The organism is Paenibacillus sp. TY11 (assembly GCF_059772165.1).
Genome location: NZ_JCBAIQ010000013.1, coordinates 141,597 through 159,948 on the forward strand (window position 1 = coordinate 141,597; position 18,352 = coordinate 159,948).

The 18,352-nt window shown below is 43.8% G+C and carries 14 protein-coding genes; 3 read left to right on the forward strand and 11 right to left on the reverse strand.

The genetic code is table 11. The features are described 5' to 3' along the window. The first annotated feature begins 301 nt into the window (after positions 1-301). Positions 302-2,467 (forward strand): amidase, encoded by a 2,166-nt coding sequence (locus AC6EJC_RS16610; RefSeq protein ID WP_444954898.1) that lies wholly within the window; start codon positions 302-304, stop codon positions 2,465-2,467. Between the two features lie 368 nt (positions 2,468-2,835). Here AC6EJC_RS16610 and AC6EJC_RS16615 read toward each other — a convergent pair whose 3' ends face one another. Continuing rightward, on the reverse strand, positions 2,836-3,723 hold the full coding sequence (locus AC6EJC_RS16615; RefSeq protein ID WP_444954899.1) for a LysR family transcriptional regulator: 888 nt from the start codon (positions 3,721-3,723) through the stop codon (positions 2,836-2,838). A gap of 113 nt (positions 3,724-3,836) precedes the next feature. Between AC6EJC_RS16615 and AC6EJC_RS16620 the strand changes: the two genes are divergently transcribed. After that, positions 3,837-5,222 (forward strand): MFS transporter, encoded by a 1,386-nt coding sequence (locus AC6EJC_RS16620; protein ID WP_444954900.1) that lies wholly within the window; start codon positions 3,837-3,839, stop codon positions 5,220-5,222. Between the two features lie 689 nt (positions 5,223-5,911). Here the strand turns inward: AC6EJC_RS16620 and AC6EJC_RS16625 are convergent. The 10 genes from AC6EJC_RS16625 to AC6EJC_RS16670 all read right to left on the reverse strand — a co-directional run bounded on the left by AC6EJC_RS16625 (position 5,912) and on the right by AC6EJC_RS16670 (position 16,759). Next, complete coding sequence (locus tag AC6EJC_RS16625; protein WP_444954901.1) at positions 5,912-6,844, reverse strand: hypothetical protein; 933 nt, start codon at positions 6,842-6,844, stop codon at positions 5,912-5,914. A gap of 366 nt (positions 6,845-7,210) precedes the next feature. Continuing rightward, a complete protein-coding gene (locus tag AC6EJC_RS16630; protein WP_444954902.1) occupies positions 7,211-7,978 on the reverse strand; it encodes an S-layer homology domain-containing protein in 768 nt (255 codons plus the stop codon). A gap of 336 nt (positions 7,979-8,314) precedes the next feature. Next, positions 8,315-9,616 carry a glycosyltransferase family 2 protein gene (locus AC6EJC_RS16635; protein WP_444954903.1) on the reverse strand — a complete coding sequence of 434 codons (1,302 nt, stop codon included), beginning with the start codon at positions 9,614-9,616 and terminating at the stop codon, positions 8,315-8,317. After that, positions 9,609-9,752 (reverse strand): hypothetical protein, encoded by a 144-nt coding sequence (locus AC6EJC_RS16640; RefSeq protein WP_444954904.1) that lies wholly within the window; start codon positions 9,750-9,752, stop codon positions 9,609-9,611. Before AC6EJC_RS16640 ends, AC6EJC_RS16635 begins: the two co-directional genes overlap by 8 nt. A gap of 46 nt (positions 9,753-9,798) precedes the next feature. After that, on the reverse strand, positions 9,799-10,674 hold the full coding sequence (locus AC6EJC_RS16645) for a GGDEF domain-containing protein (RefSeq protein ID WP_444954905.1): 876 nt from the start codon (positions 10,672-10,674) through the stop codon (positions 9,799-9,801). 88 nt (positions 10,675-10,762) lie between these two features. After that, positions 10,763-11,854: a glycosyl hydrolase gene (locus AC6EJC_RS16650; RefSeq protein WP_444954906.1), complete on the reverse strand. Its 1,092-nt coding sequence runs from the start codon at positions 11,852-11,854 to the stop codon at positions 10,763-10,765. A 487-nt stretch (positions 11,855-12,341) separates the two neighbouring features. Further along, entirely contained in the window at positions 12,342-13,136 is a 795-nt protein-coding gene (locus tag AC6EJC_RS16655) for an SDR family NAD(P)-dependent oxidoreductase (RefSeq protein ID WP_444954907.1), read from the reverse strand. Positions 13,137-13,400: 264 nt separating this feature from the next. Next, complete coding sequence (locus AC6EJC_RS16660; protein WP_444954908.1) at positions 13,401-14,450, reverse strand: helix-turn-helix transcriptional regulator; 1,050 nt, start codon at positions 14,448-14,450, stop codon at positions 13,401-13,403. 769 nt (positions 14,451-15,219) lie between these two features. After that, positions 15,220-15,948 (reverse strand): glutamine amidotransferase-related protein, encoded by a 729-nt coding sequence (locus AC6EJC_RS16665; RefSeq protein ID WP_444954909.1) that lies wholly within the window; start codon positions 15,946-15,948, stop codon positions 15,220-15,222. A 58-nt stretch (positions 15,949-16,006) separates the two neighbouring features. Next, a complete protein-coding gene (locus tag AC6EJC_RS16670) occupies positions 16,007-16,759 on the reverse strand; it encodes a YggS family pyridoxal phosphate-dependent enzyme (RefSeq protein WP_444954910.1) in 753 nt (250 codons plus the stop codon). Between the two features lie 257 nt (positions 16,760-17,016). Between AC6EJC_RS16670 and AC6EJC_RS16675 the strand changes: the two genes are divergently transcribed. Further along, a complete protein-coding gene (locus AC6EJC_RS16675; RefSeq protein ID WP_444954911.1) occupies positions 17,017-17,913 on the forward strand; it encodes a LysR family transcriptional regulator in 897 nt (298 codons plus the stop codon). Positions 17,914-18,352 lie beyond the last annotated feature (439 nt).

Sequence of the window (18,352 nt, forward strand, 5' to 3'; positions counted from 1 at the left end):
TGCAGCATCTCACCAATTAGCAATTCTTCTTCTGATTTGTGAAAAATTTTGCAACTACCATTTAGAAGTTCTTTTCGAAAACTTTTTAAAAAATAATCGTTAGCTTGAGATCTTGATCTATTTTTGAATTTACAGTAGCATAAAATAAACTAATCAACAAAAAACTGACATTGCCCACAAAAATAAGTAATAAAATATGAAACAAAATGTACATAAGAAAGATTTATACTGTAGAAGAAGCTTTTTCCTATTCCCCTCTATTCAAATTTCGAATCCTACCCATCTTAAGGAGTGAGATGCTATGTGCGCACGAACAGCAAAAGCGAATACAAGGAATGTAATCAATAGCTATTGCAAATGGATCGCAGCTGGTTTGATTTTAACTCTCACGGGATGCTCGCTTGCATCCGCCGCCCCTTCGCCCTCATCCTCAAGTAAAACCAATAGTGAACCCGCCTCCTCCCTGGTTACATTTCAATTGCAAGAGGCTACGATTGCTCAGATGCAGGACGCGATGAAGTCAGGGGCACTATCGAGTGTCGAGCTCACAGCCATGTACCTTAACCGGGTATATGCCTATGATTCTAGTGGCATTCGGCTGAATTCCATCCCTGTTCTGAACCCCGACGTACTAAAAGAAGCCGCTCAAGCTGATCAACTAAGGGCACAAGGTATTAAGACCGGGCCTCTGCAAGGCATCCCCTACACGGTTAAAGACAGCTACAAGGTTAAGGGACTCACTGTCGCTTCTGGATCTCCGGCTTTCAAAAACTTGATGGCAAAGGACGATGCCTTTACAGTAGAGAAGATACGCAAATCCGGTGGGGTGCTCATTGGTAAAACCAACATGCCGCCAATGGCAGCAGGGGGAATGCAAAGAGGCGTTTATGGCCGTGCTGAAAGTCCATACAATCCAGATTATTTGGCTGCAGCCTGGTACTCTGGCTCCTCTAACGGATCTGGCGTATCAACAGCCGCCAACCTCGCTGCCTTCGGTATGGGGGAAGAAACGGTATCCTCTGGAAGATCACCAGCATCTAACAATGGTTTAATTGCCTACACGCCATCGCGGGGCCTAATCTCCATTCGGGGGAATTGGCCGCTCTTCCCTATACGGGATGTCGTTGTCCCGCATACGAGAACTGTCGAGGATATGCTCCGCTTGCTTGATGTGATCGTTGTAGAAGATAAGATCACCAAGGGCGATTTCTGGCGAGAACAGAAAGCCGTTCGGCTCCCTTCTGTCAACAGTGTCCGTCCCAAATCTTATTTAGAGCTGCGAGACATTCAAGCTTTAAAAGGCAAACGCATTGGTGTTCCGAAAATCTATATCGGTAAGGACCATGAAACCACAACTCCAATCAAATTCAGACCTTCGATACAGGCATTATGGGAAAAAGCTGTAAAGGATTTAACTGCTCTTGGAGCTGAGGTTGTGGAAGTTGACTTCCCCTTGCAGGCGAACAGCGAGAAAGACCGGGCCACAGCGAAAACACCTGAGGAACGTGGTTTGATGCCAGCAAAGTGGGTTGAAAAGGAATTCGGGTTGCTTAATCCTTATGTAGCTGAGGAATTCCTTAAAAGTGTGGGCGATCCGAATTTCCCGTCATGGGCTAATATCGACCCTGCAACCGTCTTTCCGAATCCGCCCGGTTCGGTAGATGCCAAACGTGGCAGAGACCTTGGCCACTATGACGTATTCATTGAAACCATAAAGAAAGGCGTCACCCCTTACGAACAAATTCCTCAGTTTCATGAAGGACTACGAGGACTTGAAAATGTACGAAAGATTGATTTTGAAAATTGGATGAAGCAAAACAACCTTGATTTTATTGCATTCCCGGCAAATTCAAATATCGGCAAAGCTGACTCCGATGTGAATGAAACATCCTATGAGGAGGCTTGGGAGAATGGCAACTATTTCTCCAATACGAATTTCATTCTACGCGAGTACGGGATCCCAAGTGTGTCTGTGAGTATGGGCTCTATGAAGGATACCGATATGCCCGTTAATCTGACGATGGCAGGTGCCGCATACAGCGATAATGACCTGCTTCGTTACGCTTATTCCTATGAGCAGGCGACCAAAAACCGTCCTATTGCAGCACGCACGCCAGCGCTTGAGGATGAAACCTTTTCTTATAACCCGCAAACTGTGCTCCCCCCCTCTAAACGCGAGGAAACAGGAGTCCCTGTGCTCAAGTTGAATGCCTCGATCAAGGACGATGTTCTCGCTTTGGACGGTTCAGTCACAGATCAAAGCGATATCGCGCAGCTTAAAGTTTATGTCAATGGCATTCGTGTCGTTATTACAGAAGATAAAGCCAATTGGTCAGCAACGCTTCCAACTACTAAATACAAACAGGGTGGTGCCTCCCAAGCCGATACGCTGCATATTCTCGTGCTGGCCAAGGATATTTACGGAAATACCTCTGCTCAAGTCAAGTCTGTCACTTTACCCAAATGATGAAGGACATCATCAACCGCCCTATCTAAATGGAAGAGGGAACTTGCCTTATGTCAGGTTCCCCCTCTTCTCGTTGATATAGCACATTGCTCAACTGCCCTACTGCACTTCTACATGCCGCTCTAGCGTAAACCAAAAGACGACACCATCATCCTCTATTCATTGTTACTTCAAAGAATCTTAGAAATCTGGTTACTGCATTAGATCAAGCTTTTACCCAGATGTCTATCTTGTTTTTTGGTCATACATATAGCTAGACCTGATAAAGCAACTGCAGCTATCACCTCATCTTTTACTTTTAAATGTTCTTTTAACAAATGGGAGTCTATAAAGGTGTTTTTTGTTTTCTGAACAGTTGTGCAGCATGATTAAATTGTCTGTTTGGATATCGCCCCAAAATATTCTACAACTACCTCACGGAATTCCATAGCAGCCCGCGAAATGTACCGACTCCTGTGCCATAATAAAGCGATCTCCCGTACCAATTCGTGATTCTCTACTTGGAGATATTTGATATGTTCCCGCGAATTCCTTGCTGTGCTTGGTATGAAGGCTATGCCAATTTCTGCTTCCACAAGAGTGCTTAGCCTTGCAGGTTCATCTCCCTCATACACATATTTAGGTACAAATCCAACTGATTTGCATATAGAGTCCACTAGATCGCGAGTACCATACCCTCTCTTTACACCGACAAACCATTCATCCCTCAGTTCTGTCAAGGATACGCTACTTTGGTCTGCCAGCCGATGCCCCTTTGGAACAGCTACAAGGATCGGGTCGATGAACACGATTTGACATTCAATGTCATCCCCTTGTATAGGGGGTGAGGACAAGCAGAAATCGACCTCTCCTCTATGAAGAAGCGTAACCATTTCCTGCGTGGTCAGCATTTGCACATGAAATTGGATATAGGGTCGCTTTTTCCGAAACTCTCGAAGGATATTTGGTAACGTGCTTGCGGTGGTCACCGCCAATTCGAGTGTGCCATGTTCCGGACTGGATAAATCACTAATCTCCTGCTTCCCCTGTTCTAATTCAAACAACGCCATTTCTGCACGGCGAAGGAATCTGCTTCCGAACTCATTCAATCGTAGCCTCCTCCCTATTCGATCGAATAAAGGGACCCCTAAATCCTCCTCCAAGCGTTGAATCGTTTTGCTTAGTGACGATTGAGTAACGTGCAGACTTCGTGCAGCTTCGGTCACATGTTCCAAACGAGCTACCGCGAGAAAATATTGCAGTTGAAGAAGTTCCATTATGCACTCTCCCTTCATTCCCTCAAGTCAATGAAATCATAACATAAAATGCGTTGGAATAAATAATGGATTTTAAGTACGATGACATTAATACGCTTTGGGGGGGACCAAAAATGAGTGTTCGCAGCAGGTGGTTGATGATTTCCGTTGGACTGGGGGTACTATTGAACCCATTAAATTCTTCGATGATTTCTGTTGCTATTGCAAGGCTGCAAAACGTGTATCGCCTTGACTTTACAGTTGTTTCCTGGATTATTTTTTCTTTCTACATTGCCAGTGCTATCGCTCAACCTGTCATGGGAAAAGCCAGTGATTTATTCGGTCGCAAGAAGATATTTCTTACCGGGCTTGTCGTAGTCTTCGTTGCATCATTATTAGCTCCACTATCACCAAACTTTGGGTGGCTCATCGTGTTCCGCATTGTGCAATCCATCGGTACAAGCATGATGGTTTCAGTTGGAATGGCCATTGTGCGAATTCATATTACGGAGAAACAAGCGGCCGCACTGTCAGTTTTATCCATATTCCTATCAGGAGCGGCAGCAATTGGACCCTTTATTGGTGGGGTCTTGATTCACTGGTGGGATTGGCCTGCTATCTTTTTCGTCAATATTCCGTTCGTGGTGACGAGCTTTCTATTAGCTTGGAGGAATATCCCAAAGGACGAACCTCCAACATCCGTTGCACGGGGCATGTCCTTTCGTAAATGGTTTGATTTGATTGATGCGTCAGGGATTCTGCTCTTCACAGTGGGTCTGGTTGCCCTACTCGTTGGATTACTGTCAGCAAAATCATCTGTGCATGTCTCATTTGGGCATGTCATTGTCGGATTGTTAGGCCTCGTTGCACTGGGGGCTTTCGTACGACATGAGTTAAAAGCGACGTCACCCTTTATTCCTTTACGCACATTCGCCAAATATCCTGCGATGACTTGGGTCAATGTCGAATTCATACTCGTTAACGTACTTTATTACTCGCTCTTTTTCGGGCTTCCGTCCTACTTGCAAATGGTACGTCATGTCAGCGAATTCCATACAGGGATTCTCATGCTAAGCTTGGGTTTGTGCTCGCTCGTTGTTTCTCCAATAGCAGGACAATGGATAGATAAATCAGGACCTCGACCAGCATTGATCGTATCCGGAATACTGATGACACTTGGGTCAGTATGGATAGTGACATTGAATCAAACTTCACCGGTTATCAGTGTGTGTTTGGCGTTAGCTGCATTCGGTATTAGCAACGGGTTGAACAATGTCGGTATGCAAGCGGCCTTGTTCAAAAGTTCTCCAAAAGAAATTATCGGTGTAACATCTGGAGTATTTATGACATCGAGATACCTGGGAACCATTCTCTCTTCATTGTTACTAGGCATCGTAATGGGAGATAAGTTCAGTGCCGGGGGATTCCAACTGCTTGGGGCTATCCTCTCGGTAATTGCATTGTGCTTGGTATTCATGAGTTGGCGGCGCCGGGAGTCAGGGCAATTGGAAGAGTCGTAGGTTCACCAAGTTCAAATTAGAAGGAGTTTCGATGTCGGTGGGAATCGTTGCCATATTGACTCAAAAAACCTCTCCATATCCAGGTAGCCCGTCGGGAATGAGATAATGTTCTTGTCATCAGGAACGATTCAGGCTACACGGAAGGATGTACCAGCAGAGGATTACTGGGCATTTAAAAAAATCGAAGAAGTGTCTCATACTCATACTCATACTTCAACAATCGATTCAGATGGTAAAGAAACTTTCGTGAATTAAGCACCAAACAAAAAGCTGGAATCCTTTCTATGCAGGTTCCAGCTTTCTACTTACTTGATCATTTTAAAAACACTCAATTTTATTATTATTGAACTAATCTGTCCTATAGTTGAATAACGACGATTCTTAACGCAAACCACCATTACTCAATGTAAAAAAGTTGTTGATGCTTTTTCATGACTCAACATCCCTTGAATGAAATCAAGAGGCGCTCCGTTATCAATGTCCATCTGATCGTAGGAATTTTCATTCGTCTAGTTGGATGTGTATCGGTTACGAATAAGGCTTTGCACGAGTCCTCACGACTGGTCAGATACTTCTTCAACCCTACCTTGCACTCGGTCGTAAAGTAAATCTCTCTCTGCTTTGAGCCTTTGCCGTTAACCTGTCTGAATTGAACTAGCGCTCCCAGTTAGTTTAATAGACAAATTATTTTACATATCAGGTATTTGCAACGCGGTATACTCCGGTCCCAATCGTTCGATAACTCGATCCAATTGTCTGGTTAGATAAGGCGAAACGTCACCAATGCCAGCCACTGCTTCTAACAAGGGAAAGGTTTGCCCACCCCACGAGCCTTGTGGATCAAAGACTTGTCTACCGATTCGCAAGCCTCCTGTTCCCATGGAGGTATTCAATCGTTCCAATCCTTCAATAAGCAGCCCGACCGGCAACGCTTTGTTCCTACGCCGGGACCATTCTGCCAAGAAGGACATGCCGCGCAATATATCATATTCAAAAAACCTCGGAAAGCAAGGCTTCAGCCATTCCATATCGATGACGCTCCCATATTGTTTAGAACATACAAGACGATGCTCAATTAAATAACGTGCACCTTCATCTAAGAAAACGGCTTCCTGTTCAGTAAATTCGCGGTCTGTATGCCATAAGATAGCTTCAAGCGGAGGAAGTGTTGAAACAATAGAGCTCTTTTTAGAATGAGTATAAGCTTTAGGATCGCAGTTCAGTCCGCCATCAGGTAGCTGATACTTTAAGAGCCATTCGCGAATCCAAGGCAGTTCCTTGTCCAAATCACAGCCATACGCCATTAAAATCATATAGTATACGGCAAGTTCACAATGGCAGCAATCCATCTTCATCTTATCGCTTTCACTTGTAGGATGGTCATCGGCGGATATGATGAAGGTCGGCCAGACCTGGGTTTCGAGTAAATATTTAGCTCTGACAATAGCAGACTTGGGAATTAGTTTCACCTCTCCCATTTCATAAAGAGCAGCCATATGCCACCAAGCTCCATCCCATTTTCGACGGCTGTACTCGCCGTGAGCCATTCCCAAATGCAGAGTAGATTCAAGAAACTGTATAGATTCTTCGATTGCCAAACGAATATTTTGATTTGTTTCCATCTTGGTATCTCCTTTTTGATTACCTCTACTTCACGCTTTAGTTAAGCAACGCCTCACCTCGTATACCCTTCCACGCTTAAAAAATTCGATATGTTATTAAACTATCCTGCCCGTCAGCTTCATACTAATCAGATTAACTGTCAGCTGCAGTGGGTACAAGTGGTTTTGTCCATAATATTAACCCTTAGATCTTATGAGATTTTTAGATAACTATCTAATCGGTAATGAATACCTGTTCTTGTCCTCCGACAATTAACATTTTATTTTCCCTGAGGCTAACAACAACTGCAAAAAAAACGTGCTGCAAAGCAGCACGTCAGAGTGATCGATCCTTATGAATAAGTAATGTCATCATTGCTTTAAAAATCACTTAGTTGTGGCTTCGTACAAACGCTGTAAAATGGTAACCGCTTCAGCCCGTGTGACTAGCGCTTTTGGGTGAAGGTATCCTTCATTAGCGGTAAGGACGCCCATATTAGTCAGGGTGTAGAATGCTTCTGCCTTTTGTTCTTGGAAATCTCCATCATAGGGGTACTCTTCTCGGGTCGTGTCGATGAATAGTACCGGATAGTTGACCGAGAAATTGTCATTGTAATTTGCCTGACGAACTTTCATATCCTTGTACTGCGCAGCTGAGGAAATCACTTCCTCAATCTCAGGATGAAGAGTCTGATTGGTATAATCCGTCCGAACGGAAGCAATCATCATCACATCCCAGCGGGTCAACGGTTTATCAGGCTTGACATAGAATTGATAGTTTGGATATTTGCCCCCTACACTTTCAGTGAACTGCCAAACATAATCCCCGTTGAATATTGCTGCAAAATCTTTATTCGCCCAGTGCTTACGCGCATCCACAAAGTCTGAAGATTTTCCGGATGAATGATTGATTTCTGGAAAAAGCTTGTGAAACATATTTACAAATTCCGCTTTCGTTATGGTTTTGCTTGGCTTGAAGGTCCCATCCGCATAGCCCTTGACAACGCCTTTGTCGACCATCGAACGAATGGATTCGGCAGCCCATTCATATTTTGTCCCGTCCACATCAGGAAACGTATTTGCCGCGAATGCGGATTGACTGAAAAACAGTGCCACCGCAACCAACGGGGTGATAAGCCATTTCTTTTTCAACATCTCTTTCCACTTCCTTTAGGTAAAATTTATGTAGAAATAATTCTCCAGACTCCATGTTATATCGGCATTTCAAAAGCAAATGATAATAAACAGCAAAAAAAAGCACTTTAAACAGTACTTTGGAATATCGACAATTACCATTCCTCTTCTTTTATAAGCTCACCGTATGAGAGTCTGCTCCAATTTCGCTTCTATCATAATTTCCCATCGAATATGCCAGTATGGCGACTTCCAAAGCCTCTAGGTTCTTTTCCTCCGACATGTTATTTCGATGATCGCATGTCGAAAGCTGCCGTTATCTTGATTGATCCGATCAGGCACTTGCTGGCTTCTTTATCACCCAAACCGCTGCGTTTTGTACCACTTGGTTTTTCTCCCCGTCAACTTATCGACGATCATCGAATAGAAAGCGCGCAGGGAAATCAGCAGGAACAATTGGGCATAAGTGAAATAAGATATACAGGACAAAATAAAGTTTTGCATCGTGCTTTGTCCAATATCGGCCGCCAGCGCCAGATTGATCTGCAGCACGAAAAGGTAATACATCAATCCCCAAGCAATCATGAGGTAGACATACAAATTATCTACAAACTGAAACGGCATCTCCACATCCGGTTTGAACAACGCGATCACCCCGTAGATCAGATTAACGACGAAAATGATGTCCGATACGATAATAGCCAGCATAAACCAGAAGTAACTCGCCACGTAGTACAGCACATGCAGCTTTATGCGCCAGCTTGATCGGTTAAACAAATGATGGATGTTGTCGATCACGACGGAAAAATTTCCTTTGGCCCACCGCTCCCGCTGCTTCAAATAAACGCTGAGCTGCTCCGGCTCCTGCTGATAAGCTTCCGCCTGGGGCGCTAGCGCAATGAGCTGTCCTCTCGTCAGAATCTCGAACGAAATGGCCGTATCCTCTGTAATCGCCTGCGTATCCCATCCGCCGATCTCGCGGATCAGATCCGTTTTTACAATGAAATTCGTCCCCGGAATCGTCCCCAACTTGAACAGCTCCCACAATCCCGTATGATAAATCCGCTGGGCCGTAACCAGTTCGAGATTGATGCATTTGGAGAGGAAATTTTGACCGCGGTTTCTTGCCTTGTTCCGTCCAAAAACAGCCCCGTAAGCATCCGGCTCTTCCATAGCCTTTTCGATCAAAAAGTATAAAGCGTTCCGCTCGGGCGCCGCATCGGCGTCAAAAATGCAAATCCACTCGTGTTTGGCATACTCCAGCGCATCATTAAGCGCTCCGGATTTACCGCCCGTTCCTGTCCGTTCAAAAATCATAAAATCCCGGTCCCGAAACACTTCCTTGTTTTTCAGCGCCTTCAATTTCCCGGCGGTACCGTCACTGCAGTTATCGGCAACAACGATGAGCTGCACTTTGTCCTTCGGATAATTCAGCCGCAAAATATTTTCCGCCGTTGCTGCAATGACCAATTCTTCATTATGCGCGGGCACCATGACGGTGATCCTAGGAAAATGCTCCATCTTCTCTGGATCGGGAATGTCCCAATCCTTGCGGCTTTGCCTGAAAATAAACCGAACCGCGCCCCACATAATTAGAATCGACTGGAATACAGCCGCCCAAATGCTTATAATCGATAATACTAACAATAAATCAGCCACTTACTTTCCTCCGGTCATATTTTCGATTTACACGTACTCGGAAGACCAGCGTTGCAATAAACAGCCCCAAAACCGCAAGAACAAAAATAACGCTAACTATCTTGCATAACGGAATAAACCAGGCAGTATAAGCCATTTCTTTCTCCTCCTGCTGCAAATCATCCACAATGAATTGGATGAGTTCAAATGTATTCTCCGATCAAATCCGTCTCTGTATTGCGTTCAAGCGCGGAAATGACCGCGTCTGCATTTTCATATTTGCTGAACTGTTCCTTCGTAAAAACCAGTGCCCCGGCACGGATCACCAACTTCAACTCCCGGCCTTTCCGGTCCTGGAAGGAAGTGTCCATCAGCGCGTTCTTGATCCGATCCGTCAGCGCCTTTAAATACTCATGGTTTGTCATGGGAAGCAAAACGATAAACCTTCCCTGATCAAGGGCAAACTTGTAATCCTCGTAGCGGATTTGCTTCTGAATTCCTTCCGATAAGGAAGCGAGCAGCCGGGCAAACCCTTGCGAACCGAGAGATTCCTGCACCATCGGCAAAAATTCAATTTTAAGCATAGCCAGACAGAAGTTGTACGTATCTGAATAACGGTTGGCAAGGTTAGACTGTTTGACCAACGTTTCCGCAAAAGCTTCCTTATTCCCGAGCGAGGTATCCAAGTCCATTTCGGGATTTCTGCGCTGCAGCTCCTCAAGCCGCTCCATAAGCCGCTTATTGCGGATCAGCCCGGCTTTGATAAACGCGGCTGCGGTCATATTGGCCGGGGGCAACCACAGCCAGGAAAACGACAACACGTCCACCTCAGCGTAAGACGTAAACCAAACCAAATACGCAACCATATAAACAAAAATACATACGGCCGAGACCCCAGCCGGAACCAGAAATCCCAGTAGCAGAGCCGCAAGGCATCCTGTACTGAAAACCAGCTCGATTATAGTAAAAGATTGGTCCCAAAAAACGTTCACATATACCAGCAGTACCTGCAGGATCGCTAAACCGATCAGCAGGATGTATCCCCAGACCATGCGCTGGATTAATCTTTTATTTCTCATGCCCACCTCTATAATGATTTATGACTTAACTAGTTTGGATGTCCGACACGTTGCCCGGCGCCTTCTCGCGGTCAAAGCGGAAGGTTTTTCACTCGTTTTCAAGGGCATACTCCCCTAGTAGAGGAAGCAGATTATCGAAAATATGGGTATTGGCTTCAAACACATACCCGCCAGGATAACGGACATCATGTCCCTTGAGGGTTAGCATATGTTCGTACAGTTGTTCTGCTAAGGACCTGTCCCCTTGTTGAAGAGCAAACATGATGGCGAGACCGTAAACCGAAGGAGACTCATACTTCACCGCTGCCGTCCGGTCGGTGCGCATATACTGTCCGAACAATTTCCCCGTTTGGTCAAACTTCTGCTTCAGAAATTGATACAGCGGCTCTTGATCCCTATCCGTTTCTCCGGTATGAATAGCTACAAGTAGTTGGTCAATTAAATTTACGTTTACTTCATACGCATACTCCCCGGTGACCACGTTAAATGACTTGGGGTAAAATGCACCGTCATCCGGCATTTCCTGCAGCAGGGTATAATATCGCTGGTACGTTCGCTCGTCCAGTACGCCTTCTTGCATGAGCCCTTTTAGCGTCAACAAATCCACATAAGCGAGGGCCAGTGTATCAGGAGCTTCCTGTCTGGAGAAATCGTAGAAATCCACCAGATATCCGTTTTTTTGCGAGCGGCTTAACAACGTTTCCGTTAAATCCATAGCCCTCGCCCTCCACTCGGGATGGCCCTTCCACTTCCGGGCCCCTTCCAGCAAAGCTCCAATAATCCGCAAGTCGTCGCCAAGCGCGTTCGTGCTGACTTCCGCCCTCCCTTCGGGGCTTAATTTCCATGCAATGTAGTCTCGATCCGTCGCGAAGTAGCGGTTTAACGTTTCATAGCTCTTTTCAAAGGCGGCCTGATCATCACTTGCTAACACCACCTGCATCCAAAGCCCGAGTGACTCGGAGAGCGCCTCTCGCCCTGCTGCCAACTCAGGACTGACCGACTTTGCCTCTTGCAAGTAGGTAGCCAGTGTCCCGTTAGGGTTGGTCAAATTCTTCGCAATAAAGCGTTTTGTCGATTCTCCCCCATCGGCATGGGATAAGCATCCCCCGATCCCCAAAGCTGCGCTTAACAGCAAGCCAAACCAAGCCCACAAGACTTTACGTCTGCTTCGCCATTCCAAACTGTTGACCTCCATTCTGCTGAACCTCTGTATTCGTGGTGTTAAAGCGATCTTCTTTAGAGGTCGGTATATCGAAGCAAACCTAATATTATGTTTCTTTTCTTTCTCCAACTCAGGCGTTATTAACTCTACTACTAAATCATTTATACTATTAATTCGGCGTTCATAGCCCAAAAGTTTATACGAAAATTTTTTATCTACCATACTCTAACCCGTATTGGCAAAGTGATCCAGGGTATCACAACCGCTAATCATAAAGGCAAAATTAGAAAAAGTCATGAAAATTGGGATGGTAATATTTTGCAGTTTAATTTATTGTGCATTATGGGGGGGATTTCACTCGCACCAAAAGGGATTGCCGAGCACACAAAGCGGCTGGGCTTACGTGAGATTTTCGAATGATCGAAGTCCCCGATGATAAAACATTGGGGACAATGAGCGAGGCGGAGTTTTGGCGCAAAAGATATTGTGGCATGAATATACAATATTAAAAAATAGTCGGAACCATTCCCCCATCCATACGGATTGGAGAACCTTTAAATGCGGATGCATAAGGACTACATACAAATGTAGTTAGTCTACCTATTTCAATAGGCTTGATAAATCGCTGTATTTCAGATTGAGGTAGGTTTGTAGTCATAAATTCTTTCTCTTTTTCTGAAAAAATCATATCTTCATTAGGGTACATACCCTCGATTATTTGATGCACATTTTCAGAGAGTGTTGGTCCCGGCATGATCGTATTGACTGTAACTTCTGTTCCTATTGTTAATTTAGATAAGCTTTTTGACAATGATAATAACATTGATTTTGTCATACAATACTGAGGCATTTGTCCTGAAGGCATAATTGCTTCTTCACTCGCAATAAAGATAATGCGGCCATAATCATTTTTCAACATTTTAGGTAAATAAAATTTAGATAATCCATTTGCAGCAAGAACATTGGTACGGAAGTATTTTTCCCATACTTCATCGTCAACGTCCTCATATAGCATAATTTCATAAATACCCATATTGTTAACTAAAATATCAATGTTGGGGTATTTTTCAAATAAAGCTTCTCTTTGTTCAATATCCACAATATCGGCTGTAGCATTTTGAGGAGAGGTAGCCGGGAAATCTGACTTAATTTCATTTATAGTTCGTTCTACCTCTTCATAATTTCGTCCATTAATTAGTACATTAATACCTTCTTTGGCAAGTTCAATGGCAATTGCTTTACCTATACCTTTCGTTGATCCTGTAACTAAAGCTGTTTTATTGTTTAATCCCATATCCAAAATACATTTCTCCTTTTAATTTACTTCAAAACTATGTCATGATCAGTTCCCCTTTAAAATCGCCCCTTTCATTCGTTTGTCATACACGGCAAGCTGATTAGTAGTCATTTTTAAAGCAGTCTTGTGCTCCGGATAGTGATTATATTACCTTGTCTGGATTGTTCAGTAACTAGCATATTGCGCCAAAGTTCTTGTTTAACACGCCAAATGATAAAACTCAGTAAATACTAGCTCTCTGTAGAATTGGTTAGGTTGGGAATTCTATTAATGAATAGTTGGCATTCCTAGCCGTCGTCCTGATATCGAGTTTGTACCTAAATGTTCAGTACGCCAATTTGAAGGAGTATCACCTTCCCAAAGCCGGAAGGCGCGGTAGAACGAGTTCTGGTCTTCATACCCAATCAAGAAAGCCACTTCTTTAATATCGAGCGAGGGGTCTGCCAAGTACTCTCGTGCCAGCTCATGTCTAGCTTGTGTCAACAGGTGCTTGAAGCTCGTGTTTTCGTCAGTAAGCCGGCGCTGCAAGGTACGATCGCTCATACTGAGCTCCTTCGCGACAGCCTGAATGTCGGGGCGCCCTCCTGTGAGGCTACGTTTCATGATCCATTTGACCATCTCGGTAATTGAGCGGCTGCGCTGCTGTTCTTCCAACGATCGGTCCAGAGCGGGAGTCAGGATCTCCAGCAACTCTTCGTTGTACGAGACAAAGGAGCGGTCCAGATCTCTTCGATGTAGCGTCAACCGGTTACATTTTGCACCAATCCGGATACGGCAGCCGAAGTAAGCTTCAAGGGCCTGTACATCGCCCATTGAGTGCGAAAATTCGACGAACCGCGCCGTCAAAGATTGACCTGTGCCCCGGCGCCCAAGCTCCAGAAGACATGCCAGCGTGATACCAACCAGCATCGGCGGACCGGGTTGCTCGGTATCCAGCCATTCCAGTTCGATTGTACAGTGCTCGCCCTCCTCGGTGATACATAAGCTTTCGGGGGGACACAGTTGTTTGTACCGAGCCATTCGGTTTAGAGCGTCGCGGTAGTCACGAGCGTGGTAAGTCGCTAAGACGGTCGGTGGGTACTTCGCTGTTTCAAAGACGGTCGCAAGCTTGATGATTCCTTGGGCAGTGTCACCAATGAGATCGGAATAAGCCTGCCAGATTGCGAAATATTGGGCGGTGGTGACTACTGGTTCAGTAATAATGGTGAGCGGCAGTCGTGCTTTGCGAGCTACGTCGTGGGCGGCAATCCCTAATTGACGTAATCCTGCCCAAAATCCTGGGGGGATTTTAATACGGTCAAAGGTATGAGACTTCATACATATGGGCCTCCTTTAGCTACTTACATATTCAGCTGCGCAACTTCATTAAAAAGTCATAACTAAAACTAAATTTTGTTGATCGTCCGTTTAGTTTCATTTGCCCATTAGTTTTAACAAAAAAACAGCCACAATAGCCGGCTGCCTCTATGTCCATATTTAATTATTGTTTCTCGTTAGTATCGGAGTCCGAAAATTGAAAGAACTGTTACAAATAGGCTGACAATTAAGAATAATATCCATAAGTCGTAAGCACTCATTATAAAAAGTTCCCAATTGTTCGAAGGTGAATTAGGGCCCTTACTGTATGGAGAGGGGTAGACAGATGGTATACTGCTCCTCTTTCAGTGCTTACTTTTACTTCCTCTAGTCATTGATTGAGTGCTTAGCATGCGTGTGTTATTACATCTACTTCGCTGCGTTCGGGAAAACCGAAGTCGCGTAAACTTTTACCCTTGGTACACCCTGGACTTTGAATTTTAATCAGGTTGGCCTGTTGCATAAGTGGGAATCTCTCTTGCCTCTTCCCATATGTGAACATTTGCTGCAGATTCTATCAAGGCTATTTAAGCTCAACTCTGTCTGAAATCGAATGTTCGATAAAAAGCGGTAACAGCCTCTACCTTCAAATCAGGGGGGGGATTTCCGCTTTTTGGACTATGCCCCCCCTCTGTTCAACAAAAGCATTAAATCTATATTACCAGATGTCTTTTTTCTCTTGTCTCCTAGAAGGGGATAATATAAATAATATAGCAACTTCTTACGTTACTCAAATATTGCTGTCCTCTAAATACTCGGTTACGAGTTTGTCCAAAAATAAAAACAGATTTTCATTCATGACTTGGTAGTCACTATTTCTAAGTAGTTCTGGTTGCTGAATGAATCTGTGTCCATTATGCTCTGATAATTCGGCTTCCGAATTCTCGATCAGAAGCTCTATCAATTCTTGATTAAACTCCATATGGCATTGGAAACCGTAGACAAGCTTCTGATATTCTACAATCTGCCTCGGACAAGCTTCGCTGTAGGCTATTATTTCGCAATCGTCAGTTAATCCAGGCATATCATTGTGCCAGTGCCCAACAACACTAATATCACCGAAATGGGAAAATTTATCATTATGTTTTCCTTCTTCTGTGAATATTATGGGGAAACAACCTATTTCTTTTTCCGGACTATGCTCATGCTTCGCACCCAGAGCTTCCCCGATAAGCTGTGCTCCCAAGCATACTCCCAGTACTGCCTTTCCTGCTTTAATGCATGTATTGATCAATGCTATTTCTGCAGCCGCATCAAAGTGAGAGCATTCTTCCGTGGTTGTATTCGGACCTTGAGGGCCACCTAGCACAATTAATAAATCGATTTCCTCTGCTGATTTTGGGAGTTGTTCACCGGCATAAACTCTTGAATATCCGGCGTTATATCCTCTTGTCTCAACCCACGTCTGGAACGCGCCTGGCCCTTCAAACAATTCATGAATAACAAAATGAATGTGCATACTTTTTTAACTCCCTTATCTATTCAATTCCAAGAACACACTTTAATAGGAAGTTCATTTAATCGGAATCGGAAGCATGCTCATTCCAATAGTAACTATCGGGATAGATTCTTTCTCCAAATATCGCTGTTCCTACCCGTACCATGGTTGCTCCTTCTTCAATTGCAACCTCCAAATCACCGGACATCCCCATAGACAGCACGTCCATTTTAACACCAGAATAGTCTTGTTGAATAACCTGTTGCTGGATCGATTTCAGCAAACGAAAACAACTTCTTACTTCGTCTTGATTGGCAGACAGTTTTCCAATTGTCATCAAACCTTTTATTTGCAAAGTGTCCAGCTGAGCCAATTGTTGTATCAAATTCAATGCTTCTTCAGGAGAAGCACCAAACTTACTTTCCTCATACGAAGTATTGACTTGTACGAGAATATCGACTTTCTTTTTTTCCTTGGTTAAATGGTTATGCAATGCTTGTCCCAACTTTAAACGATCCACCGAATGAATACATGTTGCGTATTTCAAGACGTCCTTAACCTTATTCGTCTGGAGATGTCCGATAAAATGCCATTCTGCTCGTTCATTTCCGATAAATGAATACTTTTGCTGTAATTCCTGGACTTTATTCTCACCAAGCAATGTTTCGCCAAAGTCTAGGGCTCGAATAATTTTCTCTGCAGGGACGGTTTTTACGGCTAACAAGAGCCTCACTTCTTCAGGATTCCTCCCGACAGATTGGCAAGCCGAATCCATTCTTTTTCTAATTTCTTTTATTCTATCTTCAATCGCTAAATTACTTAAATTACTCATGTTTACTCCTCATTTCTTCAGAGGGAAAGTTAATCTTTCCCTATCTTATCTACTTTCCTAAGCCTGTTCAATTTCATATTTTTACTCATAATGATTGGTTTTACCTATGAAAGCGATATCATCAATCGATTTGTGTCAGAGTTGAGTTTACTTCATGTTTCACCCTCCTCCAGTCCAATTTCATTAGATATTTTCAATGAGTTATCTTACAATAATTCAAATAGCCTATTGTTATAGAACGTTAAGGGGGAAGAACGTTGGAACTGAAACATTTGGAGTACTTTATGGCCGTATGCAAGGAACTGCATTTTACCCGTGCAGCCGAGAAGCTCGGCATTGCCCAACCCTCTCTAAGCCAACAAATTCGTTTACTGGAACATGAAATTGGAACTCCTCTATTTGATCGTATAGGTAAGAAGACTGTTATAACAGAAGCAGGAAAACTGTTGCAGCATCATGGTTATAACATTTTTCATGAGCTTTTGCAGGCACGTACCGCGATAAGCGAACTACAGGGACTAGAAAGAGGAACGTTGAAAATTGGTGCTCTACTGACGGTTGTCAATTATTTGCTTCCACCGACAGTTATTGAGTTTCACCGTAAATATCCTAATATCGAGCTGTCTGTCTTTGGCCTACGAACCGGAGATATATACAACGAGCTGCTTAAAAATGAGCTTGATTTAGGTATCGTAATGTTACCGATGGAGCATGATGACCTGGAATCGATCCCTCTTTACAAAGAAAACCTTGCCCTTGCGTCTCCTGTCGATTATCCCGTTGCCCAGCAACCTTTTGTGACGCTTGATATTCTGAAGCGAGTTCCTTCCGTCCTATTGCCAGGTACATATTTTATGAGACAACTGATTAATGAAAAATGTCGCTCGTATGATTTCACGCCCCAACCGGTCATGGAAATGACAACGATGGAATCGATCATCAATATGGTCAGCAAAGGTGTTGGCGTCACTATTCTACCGAAGGCCTATCTCGATTACATTGACAATCAGCATATTCAAACAATTCCGATTCAGAACCCAGCATTAACCACACAAATCGGTGTTGTTTACCGAAGAAACAAATATTTATGTGCGGCTAGCCGTATATTTATGGAGCAATTGATAACTACGATTAAAAGTGAGTGTTTTGACTAATGTCTTTTTTAAGCGTTGCAAGGGCAGCATTTGAACATCCGGAGCAATTTCATGGCAAAGACATTCCTTGAGTTGATACAAGAATTTTATATCGTTAAAACAAAAAAACCGCAATCTATGCGGCTTCTTACGACTAAAAATATGAAGCATTCGGAAAATTCAAGCAAATCCTTTACACAGGAGTAGCGTTTACTTGTTAATATATGTGACTAACCTAAAATCAACGGGAATACGGTCATAGTTTGACATTTGGTCTGGCTCCTCAGATATTAAATTGTTGCTTCAATTGGGAGACTTATAACCGAAGTATAAGCGACTAACTTCCGGTTCGTGTACCGTCAATGGAAATTTGATTTTGTCCTTTTTGATAATGATATAAGTCCTCATCCTTAGCTCGTATCTTTAAAATAAAAAAGACGCCAATTTTGGTCATACCCCT

What these genes read in the sequence shown, in the direction of transcription:
- AC6EJC_RS16610 (WP_444954898.1), top strand. Translation starts at nt 302, where the DNA reads ATGTGCGCACGAACAGCAAAAGCGAATACAAGGAATGTAATCAATAGC.
- AC6EJC_RS16615 (WP_444954899.1), bottom strand. Translation starts at nt 3,723, where the DNA reads ATGGAACTTCTTCAACTGCAATATTTTCTCGCGGTAGCTCGTTTGGAA.
- AC6EJC_RS16620 (WP_444954900.1), top strand. Translation starts at nt 3,837, where the DNA reads ATGAGTGTTCGCAGCAGGTGGTTGATGATTTCCGTTGGACTGGGGGTA.
- AC6EJC_RS16625 (WP_444954901.1), bottom strand. Translation starts at nt 6,844, where the DNA reads ATGGAAACAAATCAAAATATTCGTTTGGCAATCGAAGAATCTATACAG.
- AC6EJC_RS16630 (WP_444954902.1), bottom strand. Translation starts at nt 7,978, where the DNA reads ATGTTGAAAAAGAAATGGCTTATCACCCCGTTGGTTGCGGTGGCACTG.
- AC6EJC_RS16640 (WP_444954904.1), bottom strand. Translation starts at nt 9,752, where the DNA reads ATGGCTTATACTGCCTGGTTTATTCCGTTATGCAAGATAGTTAGCGTT.
- AC6EJC_RS16645 (WP_444954905.1), bottom strand. Translation starts at nt 10,674, where the DNA reads ATGAGAAATAAAAGATTAATCCAGCGCATGGTCTGGGGATACATCCTG.
- AC6EJC_RS16660 (WP_444954908.1), bottom strand. Translation starts at nt 14,450, where the DNA reads ATGAAGTCTCATACCTTTGACCGTATTAAAATCCCCCCAGGATTTTGG.
- AC6EJC_RS16665 (WP_444954909.1), bottom strand. Translation starts at nt 15,948, where the DNA reads ATGCACATTCATTTTGTTATTCATGAATTGTTTGAAGGGCCAGGCGCG.
- AC6EJC_RS16670 (WP_444954910.1), bottom strand. Translation starts at nt 16,759, where the DNA reads ATGAGTAATTTAAGTAATTTAGCGATTGAAGATAGAATAAAAGAAATT.